Origin of the sequence: Klebsiella sp. 7-CIP_Kleb., from assembly GCF_050378655.1 — a bacterium.
GTDB classification, from domain to species: domain Bacteria; phylum Pseudomonadota; class Gammaproteobacteria; order Enterobacterales; family Enterobacteriaceae; genus Klebsiella; species Klebsiella quasipneumoniae.
On record NZ_JBNRLJ010000003.1, the window covers coordinates 235,983 to 262,480 of the forward strand.

21 protein-coding genes are annotated in these 26,498 nt (G+C 60.4%); 6 read left to right on the forward strand and 15 right to left on the reverse strand.

Features of this window, described 5'->3' with window-relative positions; genetic code table 11:
• The first annotated feature begins 30 nt into the window (after nucleotides 1-30).
• Nucleotides 31-2,781: a two-component sensor histidine kinase BarA gene (gene barA, locus ACQUTI_RS14590; RefSeq protein WP_023319018.1), complete on the forward strand. Its 2,751-nt coding sequence runs from the start codon at nucleotides 31-33 to the stop codon at nucleotides 2,779-2,781.
• Nucleotides 2,782-2,947: 166 nt separating this feature from the next.
• Here the strand turns inward: barA and ACQUTI_RS14595 are convergent, their stop codons facing one another.
• From ACQUTI_RS14595 to syd, 8 genes are all read right to left on the reverse strand, one after another.
• Nucleotides 2,948-4,087, reverse strand: coding sequence for a glycerate kinase (locus ACQUTI_RS14595; RefSeq protein ID WP_004205570.1), 1,140 nt, complete (start codon nucleotides 4,085-4,087; stop codon nucleotides 2,948-2,950).
• Nucleotides 4,088-4,159: 72 nt separating this feature from the next.
• Nucleotides 4,160-5,500 (reverse strand): glucarate dehydratase, encoded by a 1,341-nt coding sequence (gene gudD / locus ACQUTI_RS14600; protein ID WP_032456528.1) that lies wholly within the window; start codon nucleotides 5,498-5,500, stop codon nucleotides 4,160-4,162.
• An 18-nt stretch (nucleotides 5,501-5,518) separates the two neighbouring features.
• Nucleotides 5,519-6,859: an enolase C-terminal domain-like protein gene (locus ACQUTI_RS14605; RefSeq protein ID WP_023319020.1), complete on the reverse strand. Its 1,341-nt coding sequence runs from the start codon at nucleotides 6,857-6,859 to the stop codon at nucleotides 5,519-5,521.
• 2 nt (nucleotides 6,860-6,861) lie between these two features.
• On the reverse strand, nucleotides 6,862-8,214 hold the full coding sequence (locus ACQUTI_RS14610) for an MFS transporter (RefSeq protein ID WP_428923298.1): 1,353 nt from the start codon (nucleotides 8,212-8,214) through the stop codon (nucleotides 6,862-6,864).
• A 470-nt stretch (nucleotides 8,215-8,684) separates the two neighbouring features.
• Nucleotides 8,685-9,128, reverse strand: coding sequence for a flavodoxin (locus ACQUTI_RS14615; protein WP_004205560.1), 444 nt, complete (start codon nucleotides 9,126-9,128; stop codon nucleotides 8,685-8,687).
• Between the two features lie 4 nt (nucleotides 9,129-9,132).
• A complete protein-coding gene (gene truC / locus ACQUTI_RS14620; RefSeq protein WP_004205557.1) occupies nucleotides 9,133-9,927 on the reverse strand; it encodes a tRNA pseudouridine(65) synthase TruC in 795 nt (264 codons plus the stop codon).
• Nucleotides 9,927-10,256: a YqcC family protein gene (locus tag ACQUTI_RS14625; RefSeq protein ID WP_428923299.1), complete on the reverse strand. Its 330-nt coding sequence runs from the start codon at nucleotides 10,254-10,256 to the stop codon at nucleotides 9,927-9,929. Before ACQUTI_RS14625 ends, truC begins: the two co-directional genes overlap by 1 nt.
• Before the next feature lie 632 nt (nucleotides 10,257-10,888).
• Nucleotides 10,889-11,434 carry a SecY-interacting protein gene (gene syd / locus ACQUTI_RS14630; protein ID WP_428923300.1) on the reverse strand — a complete coding sequence of 182 codons (546 nt, stop codon included), beginning with the start codon at nucleotides 11,432-11,434 and terminating at the stop codon, nucleotides 10,889-10,891.
• Between the two features lie 68 nt (nucleotides 11,435-11,502).
• On the opposite strand from syd, the gene queF reads away from it, so the two are divergent.
• The 5 genes from queF (at nucleotide 11,503) to ACQUTI_RS14655 (ending at nucleotide 18,123) form a co-directional block, all read left to right on the forward strand.
• On the forward strand, nucleotides 11,503-12,348 hold the full coding sequence (queF, locus tag ACQUTI_RS14635; protein WP_017899188.1) for an NADPH-dependent 7-cyano-7-deazaguanine reductase QueF: 846 nt from the start codon (nucleotides 11,503-11,505) through the stop codon (nucleotides 12,346-12,348).
• Between the two features lie 111 nt (nucleotides 12,349-12,459).
• Nucleotides 12,460-13,827, forward strand: coding sequence for a nucleotide 5'-monophosphate nucleosidase PpnN (ppnN, locus tag ACQUTI_RS14640; RefSeq protein WP_004205551.1), 1,368 nt, complete (start codon nucleotides 12,460-12,462; stop codon nucleotides 13,825-13,827).
• A 500-nt stretch (nucleotides 13,828-14,327) separates the two neighbouring features.
• Complete coding sequence (locus tag ACQUTI_RS14645; protein ID WP_004205549.1) at nucleotides 14,328-15,617, forward strand: HAAAP family serine/threonine permease; 1,290 nt, start codon at nucleotides 14,328-14,330, stop codon at nucleotides 15,615-15,617.
• 65 nt (nucleotides 15,618-15,682) lie between these two features.
• Nucleotides 15,683-17,050: an L-serine ammonia-lyase gene (locus ACQUTI_RS14650; protein WP_017899189.1), complete on the forward strand. Its 1,368-nt coding sequence runs from the start codon at nucleotides 15,683-15,685 to the stop codon at nucleotides 17,048-17,050.
• Nucleotides 17,051-17,181: 131 nt separating this feature from the next.
• Entirely contained in the window at nucleotides 17,182-18,123 is a 942-nt protein-coding gene (locus ACQUTI_RS14655) for a sulfonate ABC transporter substrate-binding protein (protein ID WP_032456530.1), read from the forward strand.
• 45 nt (nucleotides 18,124-18,168) lie between these two features.
• Here the strand turns inward: ACQUTI_RS14655 and ACQUTI_RS14660 are convergent, their stop codons facing one another.
• The 7 genes from ACQUTI_RS14660 to ACQUTI_RS14690 all read right to left on the reverse strand — a co-directional run bounded on the left by ACQUTI_RS14660 (nucleotide 18,169) and on the right by ACQUTI_RS14690 (nucleotide 26,484).
• Nucleotides 18,169-19,392 (reverse strand): acyl-CoA dehydrogenase family protein, encoded by a 1,224-nt coding sequence (locus ACQUTI_RS14660; RefSeq protein WP_004205543.1) that lies wholly within the window; start codon nucleotides 19,390-19,392, stop codon nucleotides 18,169-18,171.
• 10 nt (nucleotides 19,393-19,402) lie between these two features.
• A complete protein-coding gene (locus ACQUTI_RS14665; RefSeq protein ID WP_428923301.1) occupies nucleotides 19,403-20,824 on the reverse strand; it encodes an MFS transporter in 1,422 nt (473 codons plus the stop codon).
• A 193-nt stretch (nucleotides 20,825-21,017) separates the two neighbouring features.
• The gene (locus tag ACQUTI_RS14670; RefSeq protein ID WP_428923302.1) at nucleotides 21,018-21,896 is read right to left on the reverse strand and encodes a MetQ/NlpA family ABC transporter substrate-binding protein; all 879 of its coding nucleotides are present in this window, start codon (nucleotides 21,894-21,896) and stop codon (nucleotides 21,018-21,020) included.
• Nucleotides 21,893-22,591 (reverse strand): methionine ABC transporter permease, encoded by a 699-nt coding sequence (locus ACQUTI_RS14675; RefSeq protein WP_017899192.1) that lies wholly within the window; start codon nucleotides 22,589-22,591, stop codon nucleotides 21,893-21,895. Before ACQUTI_RS14675 ends, ACQUTI_RS14670 begins: the two co-directional genes overlap by 4 nt.
• On the reverse strand, nucleotides 22,588-23,610 hold the full coding sequence (locus ACQUTI_RS14680; protein ID WP_043520771.1) for a methionine ABC transporter ATP-binding protein: 1,023 nt from the start codon (nucleotides 23,608-23,610) through the stop codon (nucleotides 22,588-22,590). The genes ACQUTI_RS14675 and ACQUTI_RS14680 overlap by 4 nt, the downstream gene beginning before the upstream one ends.
• Nucleotides 23,607-25,013 (reverse strand): LLM class flavin-dependent oxidoreductase, encoded by a 1,407-nt coding sequence (locus ACQUTI_RS14685; RefSeq protein ID WP_043520773.1) that lies wholly within the window; start codon nucleotides 25,011-25,013, stop codon nucleotides 23,607-23,609. Before ACQUTI_RS14685 ends, ACQUTI_RS14680 begins: the two co-directional genes overlap by 4 nt.
• A gap of 73 nt (nucleotides 25,014-25,086) precedes the next feature.
• The gene (locus ACQUTI_RS14690; protein ID WP_043520775.1) at nucleotides 25,087-26,484 is read right to left on the reverse strand and encodes an FAD/NAD(P)-binding protein; all 1,398 of its coding nucleotides are present in this window, start codon (nucleotides 26,482-26,484) and stop codon (nucleotides 25,087-25,089) included.
• Nucleotides 26,485-26,498: the final 14 nt, after the last annotated feature.

The window sequence follows — 26,498 nt, forward strand, 5'->3', positions numbered from 1 at the left end:
GATGTCTATATTCTCCCATAATGGAACCGCATGACCAACTACAGCCTGCGTGCTCGCATGATGATTCTGATTCTGGCGCCAACCGTCCTGATAGGGCTGTTGCTCAGTGTTTTCTTTGTCGCTCACCGTTATAACGACCTGCAACGTCAGCTGGAGGACGCCGGCACCAGCATTATTGAGCCGCTGGCAGTCTCCAGCGAATATGGCATGAATCTGCAAAACCGCGAATCCATCGGCCAGTTGATCAGCGTTCTGCATCGTCGCCACTCGGAGATCGTGCGGGCCATCTCGGTGTACGATTCGCATAACCGCCTGTTTGTCACCTCCAATTACCAGCTCAACCCCAGCGACCTGCAGATCCCGAAAGGCGAGGCGTTTCCCCGTCGTCTCAGCGTCATCCGCGACGGCGACATGATGATCCTGCGCACGCCGATCGTCTCGGAAAGTTATTCGCCGGATGAATCCCCCGAATCCGATGCCAAAATGCCGGGCAATATGCTGGGCTACGTCGCGCTGGAGCTGGATCTGAAATCGGTCCGCCTGCAGCAGTACAAAGAGATTTTCATCTCCAGCGTGATGATGCTGTTCTGCATCGGCATTGCGCTGATCTTCGGCTGGCGCCTGATGCGCGACGTCACCGGCCCTATCCGCAATATGGTCAATACCGTCGACCGCATCCGCCGTGGGCAGCTGGACAGTCGGGTCGAGGGCTTTATGCTCGGCGAGCTGGATATGCTGAAAAACGGCATCAACTCGATGGCCATGTCGCTGGCGGCGTACCATGAGGAGATGCAGCACAACGTCGACCAGGCCACCTCCGATCTGCGGGAAACCCTTGAGCAGATGGAGATTCAGAACGTCGAACTGGACCTGGCGAAAAAGCGCGCCCAGGAGGCGGCGCGCATTAAGTCTGAATTCCTGGCCAATATGTCCCACGAACTGCGCACCCCGCTCAATGGGGTGATCGGCTTTACCCGCCTGACGCTGAAAACCGATCTCAACGCCACGCAGCGCGACCACCTGACCACCATCGAACGCTCGGCCAATAATCTGCTGGCGATCATCAACGACGTGCTCGACTTTTCCAAGCTGGAGGCGGGGAAACTCATCCTGGAGAGCATTCCGTTCCTGCTGCGCACCTCGCTTGATGAGGTGGTCACCCTGCTGGCGCATTCCGCGCATGATAAGGGGCTGGAGCTGACGCTGAACATTAAGAACAACGTGCCGGATAACGTCATCGGCGACCCGCTGCGTCTGCAGCAGATTGTGACCAACCTCGTGGGCAACGCCATCAAATTTACCGAGCACGGTAATATCGACGTGCTGGTGGAGCAGCGGGCCATCAGTAATTCGCGGGTGCAGATCGAAATTCAGATCCACGATACCGGCATCGGCATCCCCGAGCGCGATCAGTCCCGGCTGTTCCAGGCCTTCCGTCAGGCCGATGCCAGTATTTCACGCCGCCACGGCGGCACCGGGCTCGGGCTGGTGATCACCCAGCGTCTGGTCAAGGAGATGGGCGGCGATATCTCGTTTCACAGTCAGCCGAACCGCGGCTCCACCTTCTGGTTCCATATCAACCTCGATCTCAACCCGAACGCCATCCCGGATATGCTGAATACCGACGGGCTGGCGGGCAAGCGTCTGGCCTATGTGGAAGCCAACGCGACGGCGGCGCAGTGCACGCTGGAGATGCTGGCCGCCACGCCGCTGGAGGTGATCTACAGCCCCACCTTCTCCTCGCTGGCGGAAGCCCAGTACGACATTCTGCTGGTCGGTATCCCGGTCTCAATGCGCGATTTGTCACCGCACCGGGAAAAATTAGCCAAAGCCTGCGCGATGTCAGACAACGTACTGCTGGCTCTGCCGTGTCATGCCCAGGTTAGCGCCGAAGCCCTGAAACGCGATGGCGTCGCCGCCTGCCTGTTGAAACCGCTCACCACTACCCGTTTACTGCCAGCGCTGGTGGCCACCAATCATGCGACAGCCTCCGCGCCGTTGACGCAGGCCGACAGCCATAAGCTGCCGATGACCGTGATGGCCGTCGACGACAACCCGGCAAACCTGAAGCTCATTGGCGCCCTGCTGGATGACCTTGTGCAGCAGGTGATCCTCTGCGACAGCGGCCAGCAGGCGGTGGACAAGGCCAAGCAACTGCAGATGGATCTGATCCTGATGGATATTCAGATGCCGGATATGGACGGCATCCGCGCTTGTGAGCTTATCCATCATCTGCCGCATCACCAGCTAACGCCGGTAATCGCCGTCACCGCACACGCCCTGGAGGGCCAGCGTGAGAAGCTCCTGAGCGCCGGCATGAACGACTATCTGGCGAAGCCGATCGAAGAAGAGAAACTGCACGCCCTGCTGCTGCGCTATCAGCCCGGAGTACACAGCATCGCCCCGGCGGCGATACCGCCCACAGAGCCGGTCATCGACCATAACCAGACGCTCGACTGGCAGCTGGCGCTGCGCCAGGCGGCGATGAAGCCAGATCTGGCGAGGGAGATGCTGCAGATGCTGATCGCTTTTATGCCGGAGGTACGTAACAAAGTGGAAGAGCAACTGGTTGGCGAGCAGCCGGAAGGGCTGGTGGATCTGATCCACAAACTGCATGGCAGCTGCAGCTACAGCGGCGTGCCGCGGCTGAAAAAGCTGTGCCACACCCTGGAGAGCCAGCTGCGCGCAGGCACCGCCGCCGAGGATCTGGAGCCGGAGCTGCTTGAGCTGTTAGATGAGATGGACAATGTGGCGCGCGAAGCGTGCCGGATGGGAGTGTAAACCCCGGATAGCGGCGCTATGCGCCTCATCCGGGCTACGCCCTACGGTCCGGTATTCGGTTGGTAGCCCCGGTAAGCGTAAGCGCCACCGGGGATGGTTCCCGGATCGCGGTGCTACGCACCTTATCCGGGCTACAAATACCACTGCGCCAGCCGGGATCCCTCAATTACAGCTTACCGCCCATCTGCAAAACCGCGGCGACGTTTCGCGCCGTCATCCGCAGATTGGCGGCGGCATTGGCCAGCGCTTCATCCAGAGTGCAGATGGTGTACAACACGCTGAATACCGCATCCAGCCCGTGCTGATGCACGACGCCGACATCGGCGGTCAGGCTGCCGGCAATCCCGATCACCGGTACGTTAAATCGCTTCGCCACCCGGGCCACCCCCACCGGCACCTTACCGTGGATAGTCTGACTGTCGATACGCCCTTCGCCGGTGATCACTAAATCAGCATCCGCCACCCGCTCCGCCAGCTGCAGCGCATCGGTGACAATCTCAATGCCCGGGCGCAGCTGAGCGCCGCAAAACGCATACAGCGCCGCGCCCATCCCGCCCGCCGCGCCGCCGCCTTCCAGGCTCAGCACGTCGCAATCTAAATCACGGGCGATGATCCGGGCATAGTGCCGCAGGCCGCCGTCAAGCCGGTCAATCATTTGCGCCGTCGCCCCTTTTTGCGGGCCGAATACCGCGCTGGCGCCCTGCGGGCCGGTCAACGGGTTGGTAACGTCGCAGGCCACTTCAATCCGACAATCTGCCAGCCGTGGATCCAGCTCGCTAAGATCGATGCGCGCCAGCGTCTCCAGCGCACCGCCCCCTGGCGCGATCTGCTGACCGTCGGCGGTCAGCAGTTTCGCCCCCAGCGCCTGCGCCATGCCGGCGCCGCCGTCATTGGTCGCGCTGCCGCCAATGCCAATAATGATCTGCCGCACACCAGCGTCCAGCGCATGGCGGATGAGCTCCCCGGTGCCCCAGGAGGTGGTCAGCAGCGGGTTACGCTGCGCCGGGGGAACGCTTTCCAGCCCGCTGGCCGCCGCCATTTCGATAAAGGCGCACTGGCGATCGCCGGACAGCCCATAAAATGCCTCTACCGGCTCCCCCAGCGGCCCGGTCACCGTCAGCGGAACCTGATGCCCGCCGGTCGCCGCCACCATGGCTTCCACCGTCCCTTCCCCGCCGTCGGCAACCGGCAGCCTGACATATTCCGCGTCAGGATAAATCTCGCGAAAGCCTTGCTCTATCGCACTGGCTACTTCCAGCGCGCTCAGGCTCTCCTTCCAGGAATCCGGTGCGATCACTATTTTCATCTGCAGTCCTTACTCTGAGCTAACCCTTGTGGCTATCGCGCAATGCCGGCCCCCGCAGAGGCCGGCGGCCTTTTAGCGCACCATGCATGGACGCTTGTTGTCAAAGGTCCAGCCCGGGATCAGGTACTGCATCGCCATCGCATCGTCGCGGGCGCCAAGGCCATGTTTCTTATATAGCTCATTTGCCTGCATTACGCGGTCCATATCCAGCTCAACCCCCAGACCCGGCGTGCTCGGCACCTGCACCATTCCGCCTTTAATTTCAAATGGTTGTTTGGTCAGACGCTGATTGCCCTCCTGCCAGATCCAGTGGGTATCGATAGCGGTGATCTTGCCCGGCGCCGCAGCCGCAACGTGGGTGAACATCGCCAGCGACACGTCGAAGTGGTTATTAGAGTGCGAACCCCATGTCAGGCCAAACTCATGGCACATCTGCGCCACGCGAACCGATCCCTGCATGGTCCAGAAGTGCGGGTCCGCCAGCGGGATATCCACCGACTGCAGGGAGAGCGTATGGCCCATCTGCCGCCAGTCGGTGGCGATCATATTGGTGGCGGTCGGCAGGCCCGTCGCGCGACGGAACTCCGCCATCACTTCGCGGCCGGAGAAGCCCTGCTCAGCGCCGCACGGATCCTCCGCATAGGCCAGCACTCCCTTCAGCTGCTTGCCAATCTGAATGGCTTCTTCAAGCAGCCAGGCGCCGTTCGGATCGAGGGTCACGCGGGCATTCGGGAAGCGCTTCGCCAGGGCGCCGATCGCTTCGGCTTCTTCAAAACCGGCCAGCACGCCGCCCTTCAGCTTAAAGTCGTTGAAGCCATATTTTTCATACGCCGCTTCCGCGAGGCGGACCACCGCATCCGGCGTCATCGCCTCTTCATGGCGCAGGCGATACCACTCGCATTGTTCATCAGGCTGGCTCTGATAGGCCAGCGGCGTGGCGTGGCGGTTACCGATAAAGAACAGGTAGCCCAGCATTTCAACTTCGCTGCGCTGTTGTCCATCGCCGAGCAGCGAGGCGACGTTGACCCCAAGATGCTGGCCCAGCAGGTCCAGCAGCGCCGCTTCGATTCCGGTCACCACGTGAATGGTGGTACGCAGGTCAAAGGTCTGCAGGCCGCGGCCGCCGGCGTCACGGTCGGCGAACTGATTGCGCACCGCACCGAGCACGTTTTTATACTCGCCCAGCGTTTTGCCCACCACCAGCGGAATGGCATCCTCCAGAGTCTGGCGAATTTTTTCGCCCCCCGGAATTTCACCGACGCCGGTATGGCCGGCGTTATCTTTGATAATCACGATATTGCGGGTGAAGTACGGAGCGTGGGCCCCGCTCAGATTCATCAGCATACTGTCATGGCCGGCAACCGGGATCACCTGCATGGTGGTGACAACGGGCGTGGAAGAGAAAGTCGTCATAGCATCATCCTTTTGTAATTAGTGGCGGCCGAAAACGGGACGTTTGCGGTCGAATGTCCAGCCGGGGATCAGGTACTGCATCGGGCCCGCGTCGTTGCGTGCGCCGCCCGGCAGCGCTTTATAGGCCTCATGGGCTTTGCGCACCTGCTCCCAGTCAAGTTCCACGCCGAGTCCCGGCGCGTCTGGCACGGCAATCTTGCCGTTAATAATCTGCAGGGGATTTTTGGTCAGGCGCGCCTCGCCTTCCTGCCAGATCCAGTGGGTGTCGATGGCGGTGGGCTGACCCGGCGCCGCGGCGCCGACGTGGGTAAACATCGCCAGGGAAATATCAAAATGGTTGTTGGAATGGCAGCCCCAGGTCAGCCCCCATTCGTCGCACAGCTGCGCCACTCGTACCGCGCCGGAGAGCGTCCAGAAGTGCGGGTCCGCCAGCGGAATATCGACGGCGTTGAGCATCACCGCATGACCCATCTCGCGCCAGTTAGTGGCGATCATATTGGTGGCGACCGGTAGCCCAGTGGCGCGGCGGAACTCGGCCATCACCTCCCGGCCGGAAAAACCCTGCTCGGCGCCGCACGGATCTTCGGCGTAGGTCAGAACATCCTGCAGCCCTTTGCACAGGGCGATCGCCTCATCCAGCAGCCAGGCGCCGTTAGGATCGACGGTGATGCGCGCGTCCGGAAAGCGCTTTTTCAGCGCCCGGGCGGTGTCAATTTCCTGCTCGCCGGGCAGCACGCCGCCCTTCAGCTTAAAATCTTTGAAACCGTAGCGATCCTGAGCGGCTTCCGCCAGGCGCACCACCGCTTCGCTGCTCAACGCCTGCTGGTGGCGCAGGCGATACCATTCGTGATCGCCCGGCGTATGGTCCAGATAACCAAGGTCGGTTTTCTGCCGATCGCCGATATAGAACAGGTAGCCCAGCACGGTGACGGCATCACGCTGCTTGCCCGGCCCCAGCAGCTCGCAGACCGGCACATTGAGCACCTTGCCGAGCAGATCGAGCAGCGCGGCCTCCAGCGCCGCTACCGCGTTGACTTTCAGTTCAAAGGTCCACGCCCCTTTGCCAAAGGTGTCGAAATCCGCCGCCTGATTGCCTTTGTGTACCTGCTGCACCACGCGATTCAGCCTGGCGACCTCCTGACCTACCACCTGCGGGATCGCCGCCAGCAGCGTCTGGTAGATAACCTCACCGCCAGGGGCTTCGCCCACGCCGGTGTTGCCGGCGTTATCGGTCAACACCACGATATTGCGGGTAAACCAGGCGTTATGCGCCCCACCGATGTTCAGCAGCATGCTGTCGTGTCCGGCCACCGGAATGACCTTCATCTCTGTGATAATCGGGCTGGATTGGGTAGTCATGATTAACGTCCCGCTACAGGTTTCAGTTCAATACGTTTGATGTCGCCCACCAGCACCAGGTAGCTCAGCACTGCCACCAGGGCATGGATGCCGACGTAAACCAGCGCCCCGTTGAACGAGCCGGTGGTGCCGACGATATAGCCGATAGCGATCGGGGTGACGATACCGGAGATATTGCCGAACATGTTGAACAGGCCGCCGGAAAGACCGCTAATCTCTTTCGGCGCGGTATCCGCCATCACCGCCCAGCCAAGCGCGCCGATCCCTTTGCCGAAGAAGGCCATCGCCATAAAGCCAATCACCATCCACTCCACGTTGACATAGTTACACATCAGCATGGTCATGGAGAGCAGCATCCCCAGTACTATCGGCGTTTTGCGGGCAATGTTCAGCGAGCCGGTGCGACGCATTAACCAGTCAGAGATCACCCCGCCCAGCACCCCGCCGACGAACCCGCACACCGCCGGAACGGAGGCGACAAACCCCGCTTTGAGGATCGACATGCCGCGCGCCTGCACCAGGTAAACCGGGAACCAGGTAATAAAGAAATAGGTCAGGGCGTTAATGCAGTACTGACCGATATAGATGCCGATCATCATCCGCGATCCGATCAGCTGCTTGATTTGGCCCATTTTGACGCTGAACGGCACCTTCTGCGCGCTGCTCTTTTGATCCATGTTGATCAGGGCGCCGCCTTCGGCGATATATTCCAGTTCCTTCTTGTTTACTCCCGGATGGTTGTTCGGATCGTGGATCACTTTCAGCCAGACAAAGCTAATCACAATCCCCAGGCCGCCCATAAAGAAGAAGACGTGCGACCAACCCACCTCATGCGTCAGCCAGCCCATGATCGGCGCGAAGATAACGGTGGCAAAGTACTGAGCGGAGTTGAAGATCGCCACCGCCGTGCCGCGCTCCTGCGCCGGGAACCAGGCGGCCACGATACGGCTGTTACCCGGGAACGACGGCGATTCGGCCAGGCCAACGAGGAAACGCAGGGTAAACAGCGCGACAATAATGCCAAAGCCGCTGAAGATGCCGACGAAGCCCTGCAGCAGGGTAAACATCGACCAGATGAAGATCGACCAGAAATAGACGCGCTTCGAACCGAAACGGTCGAGCAGCCAGCCGCCCGGGATCTGGCCGATGACATAAGCCCATGAGAACGCGGAGAAGACATACCCCATCCCCACCGGATCCAGGCCGATATCTTTGGCCATTTCCGAACCGGCGATCGACAGCGTCGCCCGGTCGCCATAGTTAAAAGAGGTGACGATAAACAGCATCACCACTATCCAGTAGCGGGCATTGGTGCGCTTTTCAGCCGCCGTCGCCGCCTGACTTAATGAACTCATTGTTGTACTCCTGAATCATAGCGTTTAGCTACGTTCATTCTGAACAGCACAACCTGTAGGGTAATCAGAATGACGTGGTCGTGTTTTGATAGTTGTCGTTATATCTGGCACTGCATTTGTCACTGGCTGGAGCAGTATATGAAGAGGCACACCGCGGCTCACCGTGCATCTACACAGCTTTTACGCCGCTATTGCAGGTGGTTTATGGCGTATGCCTGAAAGAATGGGGGGAAGTTCACGGAAATGAAAAACCAGCGCCGCGGGTGGTCAAAAGGGCAGCAAAAAGAGCCGGAGTGTGAAATACCTCTCTTGACGCGGTGAAACTGGCTAGCTTAAACCATGATATTGCTAAGGATATTGTGCATTTGCCTGAAGGCGTGCGGCCCGGGAAGAGCTACACTTTTGCTGTCCGCGTATCTGGCCGCGACAGCTTGAAAGGGCGCCCTCTGCGTAGGGAGAGGGCAGCGCTTTTATTCTAGCAGGGTAGCCCACTGCTCAACCCATGGATTAGAGACGCTCTCCGGCTCCGGATCTTCGCTGGCGTCAATCTTCAGCATCTCGCCGATGCGCTTCGCGCCCTGCTCCTGCAGTAGCTGATCGAACTTCAGGCCGCCGCCGCAAAAGTTGGCGTAGGTGCTGTCGCCCAGCGCGATAATGCCGTAGCGCAGGTGAGGTTGATACATATCTTTGATGCCCTCATACAGCGGGACGATGCTGTCCGGCAGATCGCCCTGCCCGGTGGTGGAGGTGACCACCAGCACATACTTCCCCGTATAGGATTCCCAGTCGTTGACCTGCGGATCCTCATACACGGTAGCCTTGTGTCCCAGTCCGCTGAGGATCGCTTCTGCTTCTTCCGCAACCAGCAGCGAGTTGCCGTACATGGTGCCGACAAAAATTCCGACTTCCGCCATGCTATTATCTCCCAGGATTGTCCTTATTCTCTTCATCCTGACCGCAGTCGTCGGCAAACTCAACCCTTTCATTTAGCGGGAGAAGCCCGCGCCAGCCAAACTGCGACAGCGCACGCATCCAGACGTCGTCAAAACCGGCACGCAGGGTCAGCGGCTCACCGGTAAAGGGATGAGTTAACGACAGTTCGCTGGCGTGCAGCATCAGGCGGTGGCAGCCGAAATGCTCCGCGGCGCTGCGGTTTTGCCGCAGATCGCCGTGCTTGCTGTCGCCGAGGATCGGATGACGCAGGTGGGCCAGATGGCGGCGCAGCTGGTGCTTGCGGCCGGTTTTCGGCTCCAGTTCCACCAGCCCGTAGCGCGTGGTGGGATAACGTCCGGTAGCGACCGGCATCTCTACCGTCGCCAGACCACGATAATGGGTCACCGCCGGCTGCGGGCCTTTATCTTCGCGGGCGAACTTATCGGCGATTTTATCCAGCTCTTCCACCAGCGGATAATCGAGCAGCGCCTCTTCCATCAGCCAGCCGCGGACGATCGCATGGTAGCGCTTCTGGATCTGATGCTGCTCGAACTGCTGCGCCAGCAGCCGACCCGCCTCGCTTGACAGTCCCATGAGCAGGACGCCGGAGGTGGGCCGATCGAGGCGATGGGCGGTAAAAACGTGCTGACCGATCTGGTCGCGCACGGTCTGCATCACCACCACTTTCTCATCGCGATCGAGCCAGCTGCGGTGCACCAGCCAGCCCGACGGTTTGTTGACCGCCACCAGCCAGTCGTCCTGGTAGATTATCTCCAGCATCAGGCCTGCTCACCGGCAAACAGCGCGTCCAGCAGCAGCAGCTCCGCCAGCATGGATTGGCGAACCGGGTGGGCTTGATCCAGCGCCATTTCGTAATACGGCGCAACGGCGAAATTTTGCGGCAGCGGCTGGCCGCTCTCCAGCAGCTGATGCATACGCGGGATCAGGACCCACTGCAGCCACTCCAGCGGCTCCAGGGTATCCAGGCAAAACGGCTTATCGCTGGCGAAGGCGCTGCTGTCCGGCGCCGTCTCCTGCCAGTGCTCTGTTTCGCGCAGCAGGGCTTCAATGGCGCGCAGGCGATCGCGCACGCTATCGTGAAGAGTCATGGGGGAAACCTCGATGAGTTAAAAACCGGGCGCAGGATAGCAAATCCGCAGGAGAAATAAAAAAAGGGAGCACTGTATAAACAGTGCTCCCGGTTCGTTTTGCAGCATTCCCGCTACATTGGTGCTCCCTGCTCGTCCTTGAAAACTTTTCCTGAGGTCTCCTGACCATGTTCATCCATAAACTCGTGCATCCTGCTTTCACACCACCCCGATGTGAAATGACTTATCCTTAAGTTTGTCCCGATCTTCCTGATCCACCGTTCATCCTGAGCGGCTCTCATTCTCCATCCTGGAGGTGTCCATTACGCGATCCTGCGTTATCCTTGCTTCATCCTGAAGCCTGTCCTTGCAACGCCATCCTGGCGGGTCCTGCAGAAGCGCCATCATCCTGATGTTCGCTTCATTTCGCGACTTCCTGTCGACAGACATAGGATCACTGATTCTGCCTCTTCTTACAACCCTTCTTGAGACAATCTCTTAAGATTAGTCCCCACTCAAAAGGACGAAAAAATTAAGATCTAATTTAATACCAATAACTTAATAAAAAAAGATTGGATTAAATTTGCCTTAAATGATGATGATCTCTTACAGGTTTTGTAAGAGATCTCTCACAAATGACCAGGCAGACTGGATTACAGCACCGGCTCAAGCTGGTTGAGGAAACCCGCAAGCGAGGGGGAAAGGGTGAGGCGTTTGGCGGTGCCGAGGGTCTCTTTGACGACTTCACCGCTGAGATTACAGACGGAAATGACATCCAGTTCACTCTCGAGGGTAGCGATGAACAGCGTCGGCGCCAGCTTCAGCCGCTTCTGCACCACCAGGTGCCCGATGAGGTTTTCCTGCACCCGCTGGAAATCCTCTTCACTCCAGGTCTGCAGCAGCGTGAGCGTTTCGCCGGCGAACCGGCCGGTCATATCGCCGGCAAACTGAGTGGTATAATAAGAATGAAGCGGCTGTTGTACCACAATATCCAGGGCGCGTTCAACCGCACTGATATTTTGCGCCAGCGAAAACGGCTGCGGCTGCCAGAAAACGGCCTCGTCCTGGATGTCGACGACGCAAGGCGACGGAACGCCGTAAAGCTCTTCACTGCGCGGCAGGCTGTGGCGCTGCTGCTGCCAGGCGGCGCAATAACGTTGGGTAAAAGCATGCAGCGCTTCTGCGGTCTGATGGTCCACCGGTTTCTCTCTTCACGTTAGACAGGATACACTGGGGTAATAGTGTACCCGCTTTACTATGGTGAAACATGTCTTCTTACGATAATCATCAGGCGCTGGCCGGCCTGACGCTCGGTAAATCAACCGATTACCGCGATACCTATGACGCCTCGCTGCTGCAGGGCGTTCCGCGCAGCCTTAACCGCGACCCGCTTGGCCTGCATGCCGACAACCTGCCGTTTCACGGCGCCGATATCTGGACGCTCTACGAACTCTCCTGGCTGAACGGCAAAGGCCTGCCGCAGGTGGCCGTCGGCCACGTCGAACTGCCCGACACCACCGTCAATCTGGTGGAATCAAAAAGCTTTAAGCTCTATCTCAACAGCTTCAACCAGACGCGTTTCGCCAGCTGGCAGGAGGTTGAAGAGACGCTAACCCGCGATCTGAGCGTCTGCGCGCAGGGCGAGGTCAAGGTGTCGCTGTATCGGCTGGATGAACTGGAAGGCCAGCCGATTGCCCACCTGCACGGCGCCTGCATCGACGATCAGGATATCGAGATCGATAACTATCAGTTCAGCGCCGACTACCTGCAGGGCGCCGCCAGCGGCAAAATCGTGGAAGAGACGCTGGTCAGCCATCTGCTGAAGTCCAACTGCCTGATCACCCACCAGCCGGACTGGGGCTCGGTGCAGATCCAGTATCGTGGGGCGAAAATCAACCGCGAGCAGCTCCTGCGCTATCTGGTTTCTTTCCGCCACCATAACGAATTCCATGAGCAATGCGTCGAGCGCATCTTTAACGATATTCTCCGTTTCTGCCAGCCGGAATCGCTTTCCGTTTACGCCCGCTATACGCGACGCGGTGGTCTGGATATCAACCCCTGGCGCAGCAACGGCGACTTTTCCCCTGCCACCGGCCGCCTCGCCCGACAATAATAAACATTTTCACAATTTGCGTGCGTTTAGGCGCGCGCAAGGTTGTGAAAACGCCGCTCGCAGGGCTATTGTAATCACAGGAAGACCATAAGCGTCCTGTAAGGAGTTCACTTGATTACACATGTTAGCCCGCTTGGTTCAATGGATATGCTGTCGCAGCTGGAAGTGGATATGCTTAAGCGCACCGCCAGCAGCGACCTGTATCAACTGTTTCGCAACTGCTCGCTTGCTGTGCTCAACTCGGGGAGCCTGACCGATAACAGCAAGGAGCTCCTGTCCCGTTTTGAAAATTTCGATATTAACGTGCTACGTCGCGAACGCGGCGTGAAGCTGGAACTGATCAACCCGCCGGAAGACGCCTTCGTTGACGGGCGCATTATTCGTTCCCTGCAGGCCAACCTGTTCGCCGTACTGCGCGACATCCTCTTCGTGTACGGCCAGATCCACAATACCGTTCGCTTCCCGAACCTCGATCTCGAAAGTTCGGTCCATATCACCAACCTGGTGTTCTCGATCCTGCGCAACGCCCGCGCGCTACACGTCGGCGAAGCGCCGAACATGATCGTCTGCTGGGGCGGCCACTCGATCAACGAAAACGAATATCTCTACGCCCGCCGCGTCGGTACGCAGCTGGGACTGCGGGAACTGAATATCTGCACCGGCTGCGGGCCTGGCGCGATGGAAGCGCCGATGAAAGGCGCCGCCGTCGGCCACGCGCAGCAGCGCTACAAAGACAGCCGCTTTATCGGCATGACCGAACCGTCCATTATCGCCGCAGAACCGCCAAACCCGCTGGTCAATGAACTGATCATCATGCCGGACATCGAAAAGCGTCTGGAGGCCTTCGTGCGCATCGCCCACGGGATCATCATCTTCCCGGGCGGCGTCGGCACCGCCGAAGAACTGCTCTACCTGCTGGGTATTCTGATGCATCCGGATAACAAAGCGCAGGTGCTGCCGCTGATCCTCACCGGACCGAAAGAGAGCGCTGACTACTTCCGCGTGCTGGACGAATTTATCACCCATACCCTGGGCGAATCCGCCCGTCGCCACTACCGGATCATCATCGACGACCCGGCGGAAGTGGCGCGGCAGATGAAAAAAGCGATGCCGCTGGTGAAAGAGAGCCGTCGCGAGACCGACGACGCCTACAGCTTCAACTGGTCGATTCGTATCTCGCCGGACCTGCAGATGCCGTTTGATCCGACCCATGAAAACATGGCCAACCTCAAACTCTCCCCGGACCAGCCGGTGGAAGTGCTGGCCGCCGACCTGCGCCGCGCCTTCTCCGGCATTGTCGCAGGTAACGTCAAAGAGGTGGGCATCCAGGCCATCGAGCAGTACGGTCCATACAAGCTGCACGGCGACCCGGAGATGATGCGCCGCATGGACGATCTGCTGCAGGGCTTCGTCGCCCAGCACCGCATGAAGCTTCCTGGCGGTACCGCCTATATTCCCTGCTACGAAATCATCGCCTGATTTCCGTCCCGCCGGGGCAGCGCCTGTTGCCCCGGCGGGCACGCTTTCTCTGACTTCCAAAACGCGCCAAAAACCTTTCTGTGACTAATCAAACACCTGAATTGTTTTTACATAGCCAATCGTTTGCGTTGGTAAAAACTGCGACAATTATCACTGCAAAAAATGGTTTTAAGCGCAAAAACGTCGACCACTTCTCTTTTTTACAGTAAATCCCTCGTTATTACGCCGCCCCGCTTTTATCTCATATGCTGCAAATGGTAGCCTGCGCGCCACAAATCGCTGGCTGATCACCAGAAACAGGCTGTTGGACTAAAAATACGCACATTGAAAGTGGATTATTGCATTTGAGATCGCGATCACTGATGCATAAACCATATAAATGTATCTTTCCGGCCCAATTATTACGGAGAAAATTTCTAAAAAAACCGTAATTAAACGAATTTCGTGTTACGCAATTGTATTTGTTCATTAGATTTTGTTGATTCCTCCAGGAGATACAGATGGAAACCACTCAAACCAGCACCATCGTTTCGGGCGAAACCCGCAGCGGATGGCGTAAAACCGACACCATGTGGATGCTGGGCCTGTACGGTACAGCGATCGGCGCGGGCGTCTTGTTCCTGCCGATCAACGCCGGCGTCGGCGGCATGATCCCCCTGATTATCATGGCGATTCTGGCCTTCCCGATGACCTTCTTCGCCCACCGCGGTATGACCCGCTTCGTGCTCTCCGGCAAAAACCCGGGCGAAGACATTACTGAAGTGGTTGAAGAACACTTCGGCGTAGGCGCAGGTAAGCTGATTACCCTGCTCTACTTCTTCGCTATCTATCCAATCCTGTTGGTCTACAGCGTGGCGATCACCAATACCGTCGAAAGCTTCATGGCGCACCAGCTGCACATGACGCCGCCGCCGCGCGCTATTCTGTCGCTGATCCTGATCGTCGGCATGATGACTATCGTGCGTTTCGGTGAGCAGATGATTGTAAAAGCGATGAGCGTGCTGGTGTTCCCGTTCGTTATCGCCCTGATGGTGTTGGCGCTGTACCTGATCCCGCAGTGGAACGGCGCGGCGCTGGAGACCCTCTCCCTGAGCGGCGCCTCCGTCACCGGCAACGGCCTGCTGATGACCCTGTGGCTGGCGATCCCGGTAATGGTCTTCTCTTTCAACCACTCGCCGATCATCTCCTCCTTCGCGGTTGCCAAGCGTGAAGAGTACGGCGAAGGCGCCGAGAAAAAATGCTCCAGCATCCTGGCTCGCGCCCACATCATGATGGTGCTGACCGTGATGTTCTTCGTCTTCAGCTGCGTTCTGAGCCTCTCTCCGGCAGACCTGGCAGCGGCGAAAGAGCAGAACATCTCGATTCTGTCTTACCTGGCGAACCACTTTAACGCGCCAATCATTGCCTGGATGGCGCCGATCATCGCGATGATCGCCATCACCAAATCCTTCCTCGGCCACTACCTGGGCGCCCGCGAAGGCTTTAATGGCATGGTGATTAAGTCCCTGCGCGGTAAAGGCAAATCGATCGAAATCAACAAACTGAACAAGCTGACCGCGCTGTTCATGCTGGTTACTACCTGGATTGTAGCGACGCTGAACCCGAGCATCCTCGGCATGATCGAGACCCTGGGCGGCCCGATTATCGCGATGATCCTGTTCCTGATGCCGATGTACGCGATTCAGAAAGTGCCGGCGATGCGTAAATACAGCGGCCACGTTAGCAACGTCTTCGTGGTGATTATGGGTCTGATTGCCATCTCCGCGATCTTCTACTCGCTGTTCAGCTAATTCAGTCAACACCTCCCCCCGCGCCGCTGAACGGCGGCGCGCTTTCCGACAGCACGGGAATACATATGATCAGCGTATTCGATATCTTTAAAATTGGCATTGGCCCTTCCAGCTCCCATACCGTTGGACCGATGAAAGCGGGCAAACAATTTACTGACGACCTGATCGCGCGCGGCCTGCTGGCCGAGGTGAGCAAAGTCGTCGTCGACGTCTACGGCTCCCTCTCCCTGACCGGTAAAGGCCACCATACCGATATCGCGATTATCATGGGGCTCGCCGGCAACCTGCCGGACACCGTCGACATTGACGCCATTCCGGGATTTATTCAGGACGTTAACACCCATGGTCGCCTGATGCTGGCCAACGGCCAGCACGAAGTGGACTTCCCGGTCGATCAGTGCATGAATTTCCATGCCGACAACCTTTCGCTGCATGAGAACGGCATGCGCATCACCGCCCTGGCCGGCGACCAGGTGCTCTACAGCCAGACGTACTACTCCATCGGCGGCGGCTTTATCGTCGATGAAGCGCACTTCGGCCAGACCACTGACGCGCCGGTGGCCGTCCCTTACCCCTATAAAAACGCCGCCGACCTGCAGCGTCACTGCCGCGAAACCGGGCTGTCGCTCTCCGGCCTGATGATGCAGAACGAACTGGCGCTACACAGTAAAGAGGCACTGGAGCAACACTTCGCCGCGGTGTGGGAAGTGATGAGCGCCGGGATTGAGCGCGGCATTACCACCGAAGGCGTCCTGCCGGGCAAACTGCGCGTTCCGCGCCGGGCCGCCGCGCTGCGCCGCATGCTGGTGAGCCAGGACACCACCAACAGCGACCCGATGGCGGTGGTCGACTGGATCAATATGTTCGCCCTCGCGGTGAACGAAGAGAACGCCGCCGGCGGCCGGGTGGTAACCGCGCCGACCAACGGCGCCTGCGGTATCGTGCCGGCAGTGCTGGCCTATTACGACAAGTTTATCCGCAAGGTGAACAGCAACTCCCTGGCCCGCTATATGCTGGTGGCCAGCGCGATTGGTTCGCTGTATAAGATGAACGCCTCGATCTCCGGCGCCGAAGTGGGTTGCCAGGGTGAAGTGGGCGTCGCCTGCTCAATGGCGGCGGCCGGTCTGGCGGAACTGCTGGGCGGTAGCCCGGGCCAGGTGTGCATCGCGGCAGAGATCGCTATGGAGCATAACCTCGGTCTGACCTGCGACCCGGTCGCCGGCCAGGTGCAGGTGCCTTGCATCGAACGCAACGCTATCGCCGCCGTGAAAGCGGTCAACGCCGCGCGAATGGCGCTGCGCCGGACCAGCGAGCCGCGCGTCTGCCTCGATAAAGTCATTGAGACCATGTACGAAACCGGCAAAGACATGAACGCCAAGTACCGGGAAACCTCCCGCGGTGGTCTGGCGATGAAGATTGTCGCCTGCGATTAACCTGCTGGCCCGCCACGCGTCGCCGCGGCGGGCCCTCTCACCCACCTTTTGTTATATCAATTAAAATTTAGTTATTTAATGGTTATAAGCGCTGTTTGTTACCTTACGCAAAACGCTAAGGAGAACAGACAATGTCCAACCGATTCCGCCCCGCCTGGCTGCTGGTCCTCGCCGCCCTTTCCGCCTCCGCGCTGGCCAAAGCGCCGGAGACCGTCAACATCGGCTATCAAAAGGCGAACATCTTCGCGCTGCTGAAATATCGCGGCACCCTGGATGAGAGCCTGAAAAAACAGGGCATTGCCGTCCGCTGGGTCGAATTCCCCGCCGGTCCGCAAATGCTGGAGGGGCTCAACGTCGGCAGTATCGATCTGGCCGCCACCGGCGATGCGCCGCCGGCCTTTGCCCAGGCGGCACAAGCCGATCTGGTCTACCTTGCCCACTCCCCCGCTAACCCAAAAACGGAAGCGATTGTGGTCCCGGAGCAGTCGACGATCCGCAGCGTAGCCGATCTGAAGGGCAAGCGCGTGGGGCTGAACAAGGGGTCTGACGTCAACTACCTGCTGGTCGCCGCGCTGGAAAAAGCGGGCCTCAGCTATAAAGACATCACCCCGGTCTATCTGCCGCCGGCGGACGCCCGCGCCGCTTTCCAGCGCGGGGCGATTGATGCGTGGGTGATCTGGGATCCGTTCCTCGCGGAAGTGGAAACCAACGCGAAAGCCCGACAAATACGCAACGCCGAGGGGCTGGTGCCGCACTACACCTTCTATCTCGCCAGCCGTAAGTTTGCGGATACCTACCCGGAGACGGCAAAACAGGTGGTGGATGAGCTGGGTAAACTCAGTGTGTGGGCGAACAGCCATCAGGACGAGGCCGCCGGCCTTCTGTCGACCTCAACCGGGCTGGATAAAGCCATCTGGCTGAAGACCCTGGCCCGCCTGCCCTACGGCGCTGAACGCATGACGCCGGCGGTGTATAACGAACAGCAGGCGCTGGCGGATACCTTTACGCGCATCGGCCTGCTGCCGGTGAAAGTCGACGTACGCAGCGCCACCTGGTCGCTGGATAAACCTTAGTTTTCCCGGCGGCGGGAGGCATTGCGCCCCCCGTCGCCGACGGACTTATCCCGCCGTTTTCTCACCATTGCCAATCTGCCAGATGAAGGTCGGCGCCTCACCGTTCACCAGCCAGTTTCCGATATTGCGCGCCTTGTAAATCACCGGATTATGCGAGGCGACCGTCCGCGCATTGCGCCAGTGACGGTCCAGCGCCAGACGGGTACGCGTATCCGACGCCCCGAGGGCATTGAACAGCTCCGTCGCCGCCCGCGGGATCCAGTCGCTGGCGATCACCTGCGCCTGCGCCGCTTCCACTTCCGCCAGCTGGTTGCGCCGGGCGATCAGCGCTTCGTCGTCGCTGACGTGCGCCACATAGGCCTGCTGCAGCGATTCTGCGGCCTGCAGGACCGCGGCCCGGGTCGCCCATGCCCAGCTGCTAATCTGCCCAACGACCTGCAGAACCTGGGCATCATCGCGCGGTACGGCGGCGTTGCCGTGGCTGTACATCCGGGACCGGTGTTTGACGCCCTGCGCGGCATCCCGCTCAACCGCCAGGCCGATGCCCGCGAGGGTCGCCAGCAGCACATGCTGATAGAAGGCGGTCTGATAGCGAAAGCGCTGGGCAAAGTCGTAGACGTGGTCGGTTTCCACCCGGGCGTCGGTGAAGCGGGTGGTCCCGCTGCCGGTCAGCCGCTGGCCAAAGCCATCCCAGTCATCTTCCCGCGCCACGCCGGGCTGTTGGGTGCTGACCAGGGCAATCACATCGCCACCGGTATCGCTGCGCCGGGCAAACACATCGATCCAGTCGGCGTACAGCGCGCCGGTGCTGTAGAACTTCTCGCCGTCGAGTCGCCAGCCGCCCTCTGCCGGCGTCACCCGAGTGTTCACGTCCCCCAGCTTAACCGCGCCGATCTCCGTCCAGCCGCTGCCCACCAGCTCGCCGTCAAGGAAGCGACGAAACCAGCGGTCGCGCCCGGCGGAATCCGGCTGATTCAGCTGATCTTCCACAAAAGCAAAGTGCGCGCGCAGGGCCTGCGGCAGGTTAGAATCCGCTTGCGCCAGCTCAATCAGCAGCGCGCTGAGCTGCGGCAGCGAAGCGCCCCAGCCGCCCTTCTCGCGCGGGATACGCAGCGTGCCGAAGCCCGCTTCTTTCAGCCAGCGGATCGGCTCCTCGGGCAGAACGCGCTGCTGTTCGCGCTCCGCGGCGCCCTGGGCGATGCGGGTGAATATCGGGCGGAAGGCGGCCGCCAGCGCGTCATAATCGGTGCCAGTGGAGAGCAAGGTCATAGTCGGTTCCTTATTCATGAATTGCGTCAATATCATCTCGTGTCGGTTCATGACGGACCGCCAGCAGGAAGAAAATGGGAATAATGGCGGCAAGCGAGACCACCCAGAACATCTGCGTGCCGAGCGAGGCCTGCAGCAGCGGCAGAATAAACAGCGCCAGCGCGCTGCCGATCCCGGAGAGCGCCCGGCTGAAACCGACCCCGGTGGCGCGAATGGCGGTGGGATAGGAGAGCGCCGGGTAGATCATCAGCTGCGCCCCCGGGCCAAATCCTTCGGCGAACAGCCACAGCCCCAGCATCGCGATGGCCAGTACGATGCCTGCCGTCGCGTGCGGTTGCCCCACCAGCGCCAGCACAATCAGCGCCACAAACTGCAGGGCAAAGCCGGCTATCGCCACATGACGCGAAGGGTATTTCCACGCCAGATGCATACCAAGCAGCCCGCCGGTAAAGGCAAACAGGGCGTTCAGCCCCAGTGATGCCGAAATAGTTTCGAAGACGCCAGCCCCGAGAAACTGGGCAAGAATTGACGGCAGGAAAAAGGCAATCGCCGTGTACTCGAAGGAGATACAGATATTCATCACCCCGGCGACGATAGTCCGCTCACGGTAGGGTTTTTCGAACAGCACGCGAAAGCTCACTTTCGGCGCCGACGCCGGCTTCGCCGTCGGGACCTCATGGGCATGGATCCCCCAGGAGTCGCGTAAGATGCGCACCGCAGAGGTCAGATCGCCCTGGTTCGCCGCCCACAGCGGGGATTCGTTCATGAACCGGCTGCGGACGGCGATAATCAGCAGCGCCGGCACGGCGCCGAACAGCAGGGAGGCGCGCCACAGCCAGTCAAGATGCTCCTGCGGCAACAGGAAATAGAGACCGAGGATAATAAGAAAGCAGACGGTTGAGGCGGCGTACCACATCGGGCACCACGCCGCGAGGCGAGCCGCTTTGTTGCCTTTGCCGGCAAAGCGGGAAAACTCGGCCAGATAGGACATCGCCACCGGCAGGTCGATGCCGACGCCGATGCCCATCAGGAAGCGAGCGCCAATCAACACCCAGACGTTTGGCGCCAGCCCGGCGGCGATAGCCGAAATAACGAAAAAGAACATATCGGCCATAAACACCGAATAGCGACCATATTTATCGGTCAGCCAGCCGCCAATAATATTGCCGACAATGGTCCCGACCATAATGGAGGAGGTCACAAGGCCGGTCAGCAGCGGCGAGAGCTGAAATTCACGCACGACGTCATCAATACCGTAAGAGAGCGTGGTTAAGTCATACGCGTCGAGAAAAACGCCGCCCAGCGCGAGGAAGACAATCATCCGCGCATATTTCGCCTGTTCCCTGCCGGAATTAATTAGCCGCGCCACATCCCCGACGCTACTGACCGGTACCGAAGCGATACCGGGATTATCCACTGGTAATGTACTCATTTTTTCACCTTATTATTTTGTGCAGGTCATCAGCGGTTATAAACCTCGCGCGGCGAGAATCAAAACGACAATTCATACTATAAAAATCAATATAATCAATAAGTTAATTAAAATCACCAGCACAAAAAGGACGCGCTTTCGCGCATCCTAAAAGGAAGTAAATAACAACGAAAAGAGACGTCGTGCAGGACGCTTATTCCGCCGATACCGGAACTAATACGTCTTTTACCAGCGGATCGTTGGTGGTTTTTAACCACGTCTGGATCCGTGGGTCAGAAAAGGCCTGTTTTAATTTGACGATATTTTCCTGCGATAAATACGGCGTACCAATCACTAATTGCGAAGCAAAGGTGCGCGGCGCCGGCGGGAATAAAATGCCTTTCTCACGCGGCACTTTCCCGGCGTCAAATTGCGAGACATAGCCGATGGCGGCATCCACCGAATTTAACGCCCGCGGCATAGTCAGCAGATCCAGCTCTTTAAAGACAAACTGATGCGGGTTGTCGACAATATTTTTCAGCTTCGCCGTGCGCGGCTCTACCGCCGGGTCAAGCGAGATCAAACCAATGCGCTGCAGCAGCCACAGAGCCTGTCCCTGATTGGCGCCGTCGTCAGGCACCACGATGGTCGCGCCGTTGGGCAACGCCTGTACCGACGAGTAGCGGTCGGAATAGATGCCGAACGCCCACTGGAACACCGGCACCGTAGTCGACAGCGCAAAGCCGTTGGCGTCCACCACCTGTTTAAGCCACCACTGATGCTGATAGATCGTCCCGGCATACTGTCCTTCCGCTACCGCGCGGTCAGCCTGAACCGGATCCTGCACCCCCACCGCCTCCAGCTTCAGGCCGTAATCGGGCGCAATATGCTGATTAATATATTCAATAATCCGCTGCTCGCCGGCCATCGCCGGCTCATAGTGAATTTTTAACGTGCTGCCGAAGACCACCTGCTGGCTTTGGGTATGTCCCCGCCACCACCAGAAAGCGCTGGCGAGCAGGATAATCACCGCCAGCGCCGCCAGCCAGGGCCAGCGCCGCGCTTTACGTAACTCAAATTGCTCTGTTGTCATACAAGGTTCCCCTGCGTGTGGCGTAAACGGTTGACCAGGCGGTCACCCAAAAATTGAATCACCTGGATCGTGGCGATCAGGGCCACGATCGTCGCGATCATGATGTGGTTGTCGAAGCGCTGATAGCCGTACACCACGGCCAGGTAGCCGATGCCCCCGGCGCCGATGGTCCCGGCGATAGCCGAATACTCGATCATCGAGACCAGGTTTAGCGTCACCGCCGCCACCAGCGCCGGCAATGCTTCACTGAGCTGCGCGCTGGCAATGATTTGCCAGCGCGATCCGCCGCAGACGACGCCCACCGCGGTGACCTCCGCCGGCAGCTCGCGCAGCGCGTTCTCCACCAGACGGCCAAAGAACGGGACGCCGGCGGCGATCATGGGCACCACCGCGGCGGGGATGCCAATCGTGGTGCCGGTCAGCCAGTAAGTGAACGGGATAATAGCGGCCATCAGCACCAGAAACGGCAGCGAACGTCCCATGTTGACCACCCAGTTCAGCAGCCGGTACAGCAGTGCGTGCGGAAATAATCCCCGCGGCGAGGCGTTAAATAGCACCACCCCCACCAGCCCTCCCAGCGTGACGACAAACAGCATCACAATGGCCACCATTAGCCAGGTTTCGCCATAGGCGGGAAGCAGCAGCGAAGGGATTTCGCTCCAGGGGGTATCCTGGCTGATGACTGTCGGTTTCATACCGCCTCCCTGAGCAACGGCGCGCTGTCGAGGATCTCCGCCGTCATGCCGAGCTGCGCCAGCAGGCCCTGCAGCCGCGCGGGCGACAGGCGTTCGCCCTGAAAGCGCACTCCAATCTGCAGACGACCGGCCAGCCGACCGTTAATCACCTCGACGTGGCCGCCAAGAAGATCGATCTGCAGCGCCCACTGCTGGCTCAGGCGGCTGATCCAGTCGGTGGCCACCGGCACATCCCAGCGGTAGCTCAGACGCAGCAGCAAATCGCTGTGGGCCGCTGCCGCCGGCGTCAGCGGCAACAGCTGCTGGCCGAGCAGGGAATCGGGACGCGCCAGCAGATCTTCGAGCCGCCCGTACTGGACGATCGTCCCGTCGCGGATCTCCGCCACCGCATCCGCCGCCGAGCGCACGGCGTCCATTTCATGGGTGATCAGGACGATCGCCAACTGGTACTCATCACGCAGCCGCTTGAGCAGAGTCAGCACCGAGGCCGTGGCCTGAGGATCGAGGCCGGAGGTGGCTTCATCCGCCAGCAGAACGGACGGGCGCAGCGCCAGCGCGCGGGCAATGGCGATCCGCTGGCGCTGGCCGCCGGAGAGCTGGGCCGGCCAGGCATCCGCTTTGTGGCTCAGGCCGACGCTCTCCAGCAGCTCACCGACCCGCGCCTTGATATCGCGCTCCACCACGCCAAGCCACGCCAGCGGCAGGGCGACATTCTCCCAGGCGGTCCTGCGGCTCAGCAGCGCCGAAGACTGGAAAACGGTGCCAATCGCCCGCCTCTCCCGGCGCAGCGCCTCGCCGGACAGCACCGACAGATCCAGGCCATTGATACGAATGCTGCCGCTGTCCGGGCGCTCCAGCAGGCTGATGCAGCGCGCGAGAGTTGATTTACCGGCGCCGCTCGGCCCCACCACCGCGGTGATGGAGCGCTCAGGCACCTGCAGCGACAGCCCTTTCAGCACCGCGCTGAGCCGGCCATCCGCCGTGCGGTAGCTTTTATGCAGATCATCGATAGCGATCATGTCACCTTCTCCTCTACCGATGCCGCCGTGCGCGCATCGCGTCGGTAGCTGGCGCCCGGGTGAGGCGCGGCCAGACGCGGACCGGCGCCGAACAGTTTTTCGCGCAGGGTCCCCTCACGGTACTCTTGCTTAAAGACGCCGCGCTTTTGCAGCTCTGGCACCAGCAGCTCGACGACGTCGCGGAAGGTTTCGTGGGTGACGGCATAGGCAAGGTTAAAGCCATCGACATCCGTCTCTTCGACCCAGGACTGCAGTTCGTCCGCCACGGTTTGCGCGCTGCCGACCACCAGCGGGCCGAAGCCGCCGATACCGGCCCAGTCGGCCAGGGCCTGCACCGTCCACTGCCGGTTCGGGTCCGCAGTGGAGAAGGCCTCCACCGCCGACTGAATGGCGTTGGTGTGCAGATACTTCAGCACCTGATCCGGCTGATACTGGCCGAAATCAATCCCCGTCCAGCCGGAGAGCAGCGCCAGCGCGCCTTCATAACTGACGTACTGCTTATATTCCTGCCATTTCGCCTGCGCCTCGCGGTCGGTGTCGCCAACAATTACCGTCTGCAGATTGAAGATCAGAATGCTGTGCGGATCGCGCCCCGCCTCAGCCGCCCGGCGGCGAATATCCGCCACCGTCTTCTTCAGCAGCACTTTCGACGGCGCAGCGACGAAGACGCATTCGGCATGGCCGGCGGCGAACTGTTTGCCGCGGCTGGACGCTCCCGCCTGATACAGTACCGGTGTGCGCTGCGGGGATGGCTCGCAGAGGTGGATCCCCGGCACGGAAAAGAACTGTCCCTGATGGTTAATGGGATGGATTTTCCGCGGATCGCTGAAGATCCTGCGCTCTCTGTCGCGCAGCACCGCCCCGTCCTCCCAGCTTCCCTCCAGCAGTTTGTAGATCACCTGCAAATACTCATCGGCATAGTCATAGCGGGTGTCGTGGTCGGTCTGAGTTTGCTGGCCGATATTGCGCGCCCCGCTCTCCAGATAGGAGGTGACGATGTTCCAGCCCACCCGCCCTTTGGTCAGATGGTCGAGCGTCGACAGACGACGGGCGAAGGGGTAAGGATGCTCAAACGACAGCGAGGCGGTCAGACCGAAGCCCAGATGCTCCGTCACCAGCGCCATCGGAGTGATCAGGGCCAGCGGATCGTTGACCGGCACCTGCGTCGCCTGGCGGATCGCCGCGTCGCCGCTGCCGTTCAGCACGTCGTAGACGCCAAGCACGTCGGCGATAAACAGCCCGTCGAACTTGCCGCGCTCCAGCAGTCGCGCCAGATCCACCCAGTACTCCAGATCTTTATACTGCCAGGAGCGATCCCGGGGATGCGCCCACAGGCCCGGCGACTGATGGCCGACGCAGTTCATATCGAAAGCGTTAAGACGAATTTCACGTTGTGATGACATAGCAATCTCCATAGCGCGGCCCGTCGCCGGGGCGCACGCGGCAAAATGAATCAGGGAAGGTAAAGGGAGGTATTCAGTACGCTGGACATCGGGAGTCCTGCGGGATCCCGAGCGTGAGTAACGCTTGCGCCGCCACCTCAGCGGCATGGTCGGCTACCTGCGGCAGGCCCATCAGTTCGCCAAAACGCCCGCGGGCGGCCGGACCGGCCACCAGCACCGGCAGCGCCTCAACCTGCGGATCAGCCACTGCCCGGGAACGGCTGTCCACCTCCAGGCCCATGCCGAAGGCATCGGCGCGAATCAGGCCGCGGCGGGCAAGGTCCTGTAAAAATGGCTGGCTGTCGGTTAGGGCACGGTGCGCGGGTCCGGTCGTCAGGATCAGATGATCGACGCTCAGGGTTTGCACGCCGCCGCCGCGCCGCGCCAGCGTCAGACGCAGCGTCTCGCCTTCAGCGCTCATCGACTGTAGCCTGGCCGCCTGCACCTGTAGACTGCCCGTGCGCTGGCGCGCCTCCAGCACCTCGGCGACCTGCGGCGCCACGCGGTAGCGGTGGACATCCCAGTAATGGCGCAGATGACGCAGAAAACGCTGGCGATCGGCGACGCTGAGCGCCTGCCAGATCCGCTGCCCCTGCTGGCGGACCGCATCCAGCACCACCTGCCAGCTCAGGCCCTGCTGCGCCGCATACGCCACATCGAGGCGGATCTGGCGCAGGCGCTGGCGCAAGTTGCCCTGCTGATAGTCGCCGGGCCATGCTGCCCCCGCGCCGCTGAGGTTACCGCGCGACAGCAGGCCGTGGCGCGAAAAGGCGATGATACTGCCGCGGTGGCCCAACCGGTCCAGCGTCGCGACCGTATCGGCCATGGTTAATCCGGTGCCCATCACCGCCACCCGGGCGTGCGGGGCGATGGCATCGAGCGCGCCAGGCTGCCACGGGTTGGCAATCAGCGCCGGATGGTGACGCCAGGCTTCGGCCTGCGCCGGCAGCGAAGGCGGTGGATGGCTGATCGCCAGCACCAGCAGGTCGGCCTTAAGCTGCAGTCCGCCCTCGGTGCTAACCGTCCCCTGATCAAAAGCGAACGCCCGATCGCGCAGGTGGCGCAGCCGTCCGCCGCTGGCGGCCGCGGCGTCGGAAAAACGCTGTGCCACATAGCAACCAAACTGGCCGCGCTGAGGGTAGACGGAACCGTCCGGGCGCAGCGCCTGCGCATCGGCGGCAAAGGCAGGCTGACGGCGGTACCAGCGATCGAAGGCGCCCTCTTCATCACCGGTCAGTTGCATACGGGCGGCCGGGACGTTAATCCGGTGCGTCGGCTCCGCGGTGGAGTAGGCTACCCCGGCGCCGGGAGTCTGACGCGGCTCCAGCAGCGTCACGCGCACCCCGTTCGGCGCCAGGCGCAGAAGCTCAATCGCCACCGCCGCGCCGCTAAAGCCGCCGCCGATAATCACGATATGCGGTTCTGCACTCATCGCCGCCCTCCTCC

Excerpts from the sequence above, each read along its gene's own strand:
- barA (WP_023319018.1), top strand. The coding sequence starts at position 31 with ATGACCAACTACAGCCTGCGTGCTCGCATGATGATTCTGATTCTGGCG.
- ACQUTI_RS14595 (WP_004205570.1), bottom strand. The coding sequence starts at position 4,087 with ATGAAAATAGTGATCGCACCGGATTCCTGGAAGGAGAGCCTGAGCGCG.
- gudD (WP_032456528.1), bottom strand. The coding sequence starts at position 5,500 with ATGACGACTTTCTCTTCCACGCCCGTTGTCACCACCATGCAGGTGATC.
- ACQUTI_RS14605 (WP_023319020.1), bottom strand. The coding sequence starts at position 6,859 with ATGACTACCCAATCCAGCCCGATTATCACAGAGATGAAGGTCATTCCG.
- ACQUTI_RS14610 (WP_428923298.1), bottom strand. The coding sequence starts at position 8,214 with ATGAGTTCATTAAGTCAGGCGGCGACGGCGGCTGAAAAGCGCACCAAT.
- ACQUTI_RS14615 (WP_004205560.1), bottom strand. The coding sequence starts at position 9,128 with ATGGCGGAAGTCGGAATTTTTGTCGGCACCATGTACGGCAACTCGCTG.
- truC (WP_004205557.1), bottom strand. The coding sequence starts at position 9,927 with ATGCTGGAGATAATCTACCAGGACGACTGGCTGGTGGCGGTCAACAAA.
- ACQUTI_RS14625 (WP_428923299.1), bottom strand. The coding sequence starts at position 10,256 with ATGACTCTTCACGATAGCGTGCGCGATCGCCTGCGCGCCATTGAAGCC.
- queF (WP_017899188.1), top strand. The coding sequence starts at position 11,503 with ATGTCTTCTTACGATAATCATCAGGCGCTGGCCGGCCTGACGCTCGGT.
- ACQUTI_RS14645 (WP_004205549.1), top strand. The coding sequence starts at position 14,328 with ATGGAAACCACTCAAACCAGCACCATCGTTTCGGGCGAAACCCGCAGC.
- ACQUTI_RS14650 (WP_017899189.1), top strand. The coding sequence starts at position 15,683 with ATGATCAGCGTATTCGATATCTTTAAAATTGGCATTGGCCCTTCCAGC.
- ACQUTI_RS14655 (WP_032456530.1), top strand. The coding sequence starts at position 17,182 with ATGTCCAACCGATTCCGCCCCGCCTGGCTGCTGGTCCTCGCCGCCCTT.
- ACQUTI_RS14660 (WP_004205543.1), bottom strand. The coding sequence starts at position 19,392 with ATGACCTTGCTCTCCACTGGCACCGATTATGACGCGCTGGCGGCCGCC.
- ACQUTI_RS14665 (WP_428923301.1), bottom strand. The coding sequence starts at position 20,824 with ATGAGTACATTACCAGTGGATAATCCCGGTATCGCTTCGGTACCGGTC.
- ACQUTI_RS14670 (WP_428923302.1), bottom strand. The coding sequence starts at position 21,896 with ATGACAACAGAGCAATTTGAGTTACGTAAAGCGCGGCGCTGGCCCTGG.
- ACQUTI_RS14675 (WP_017899192.1), bottom strand. The coding sequence starts at position 22,591 with ATGAAACCGACAGTCATCAGCCAGGATACCCCCTGGAGCGAAATCCCT.
- ACQUTI_RS14680 (WP_043520771.1), bottom strand. The coding sequence starts at position 23,610 with ATGATCGCTATCGATGATCTGCATAAAAGCTACCGCACGGCGGATGGC.
- ACQUTI_RS14685 (WP_043520773.1), bottom strand. The coding sequence starts at position 25,013 with ATGTCATCACAACGTGAAATTCGTCTTAACGCTTTCGATATGAACTGC.
- ACQUTI_RS14690 (WP_043520775.1), bottom strand. The coding sequence starts at position 26,484 with ATGAGTGCAGAACCGCATATCGTGATTATCGGCGGCGGCTTTAGCGGC.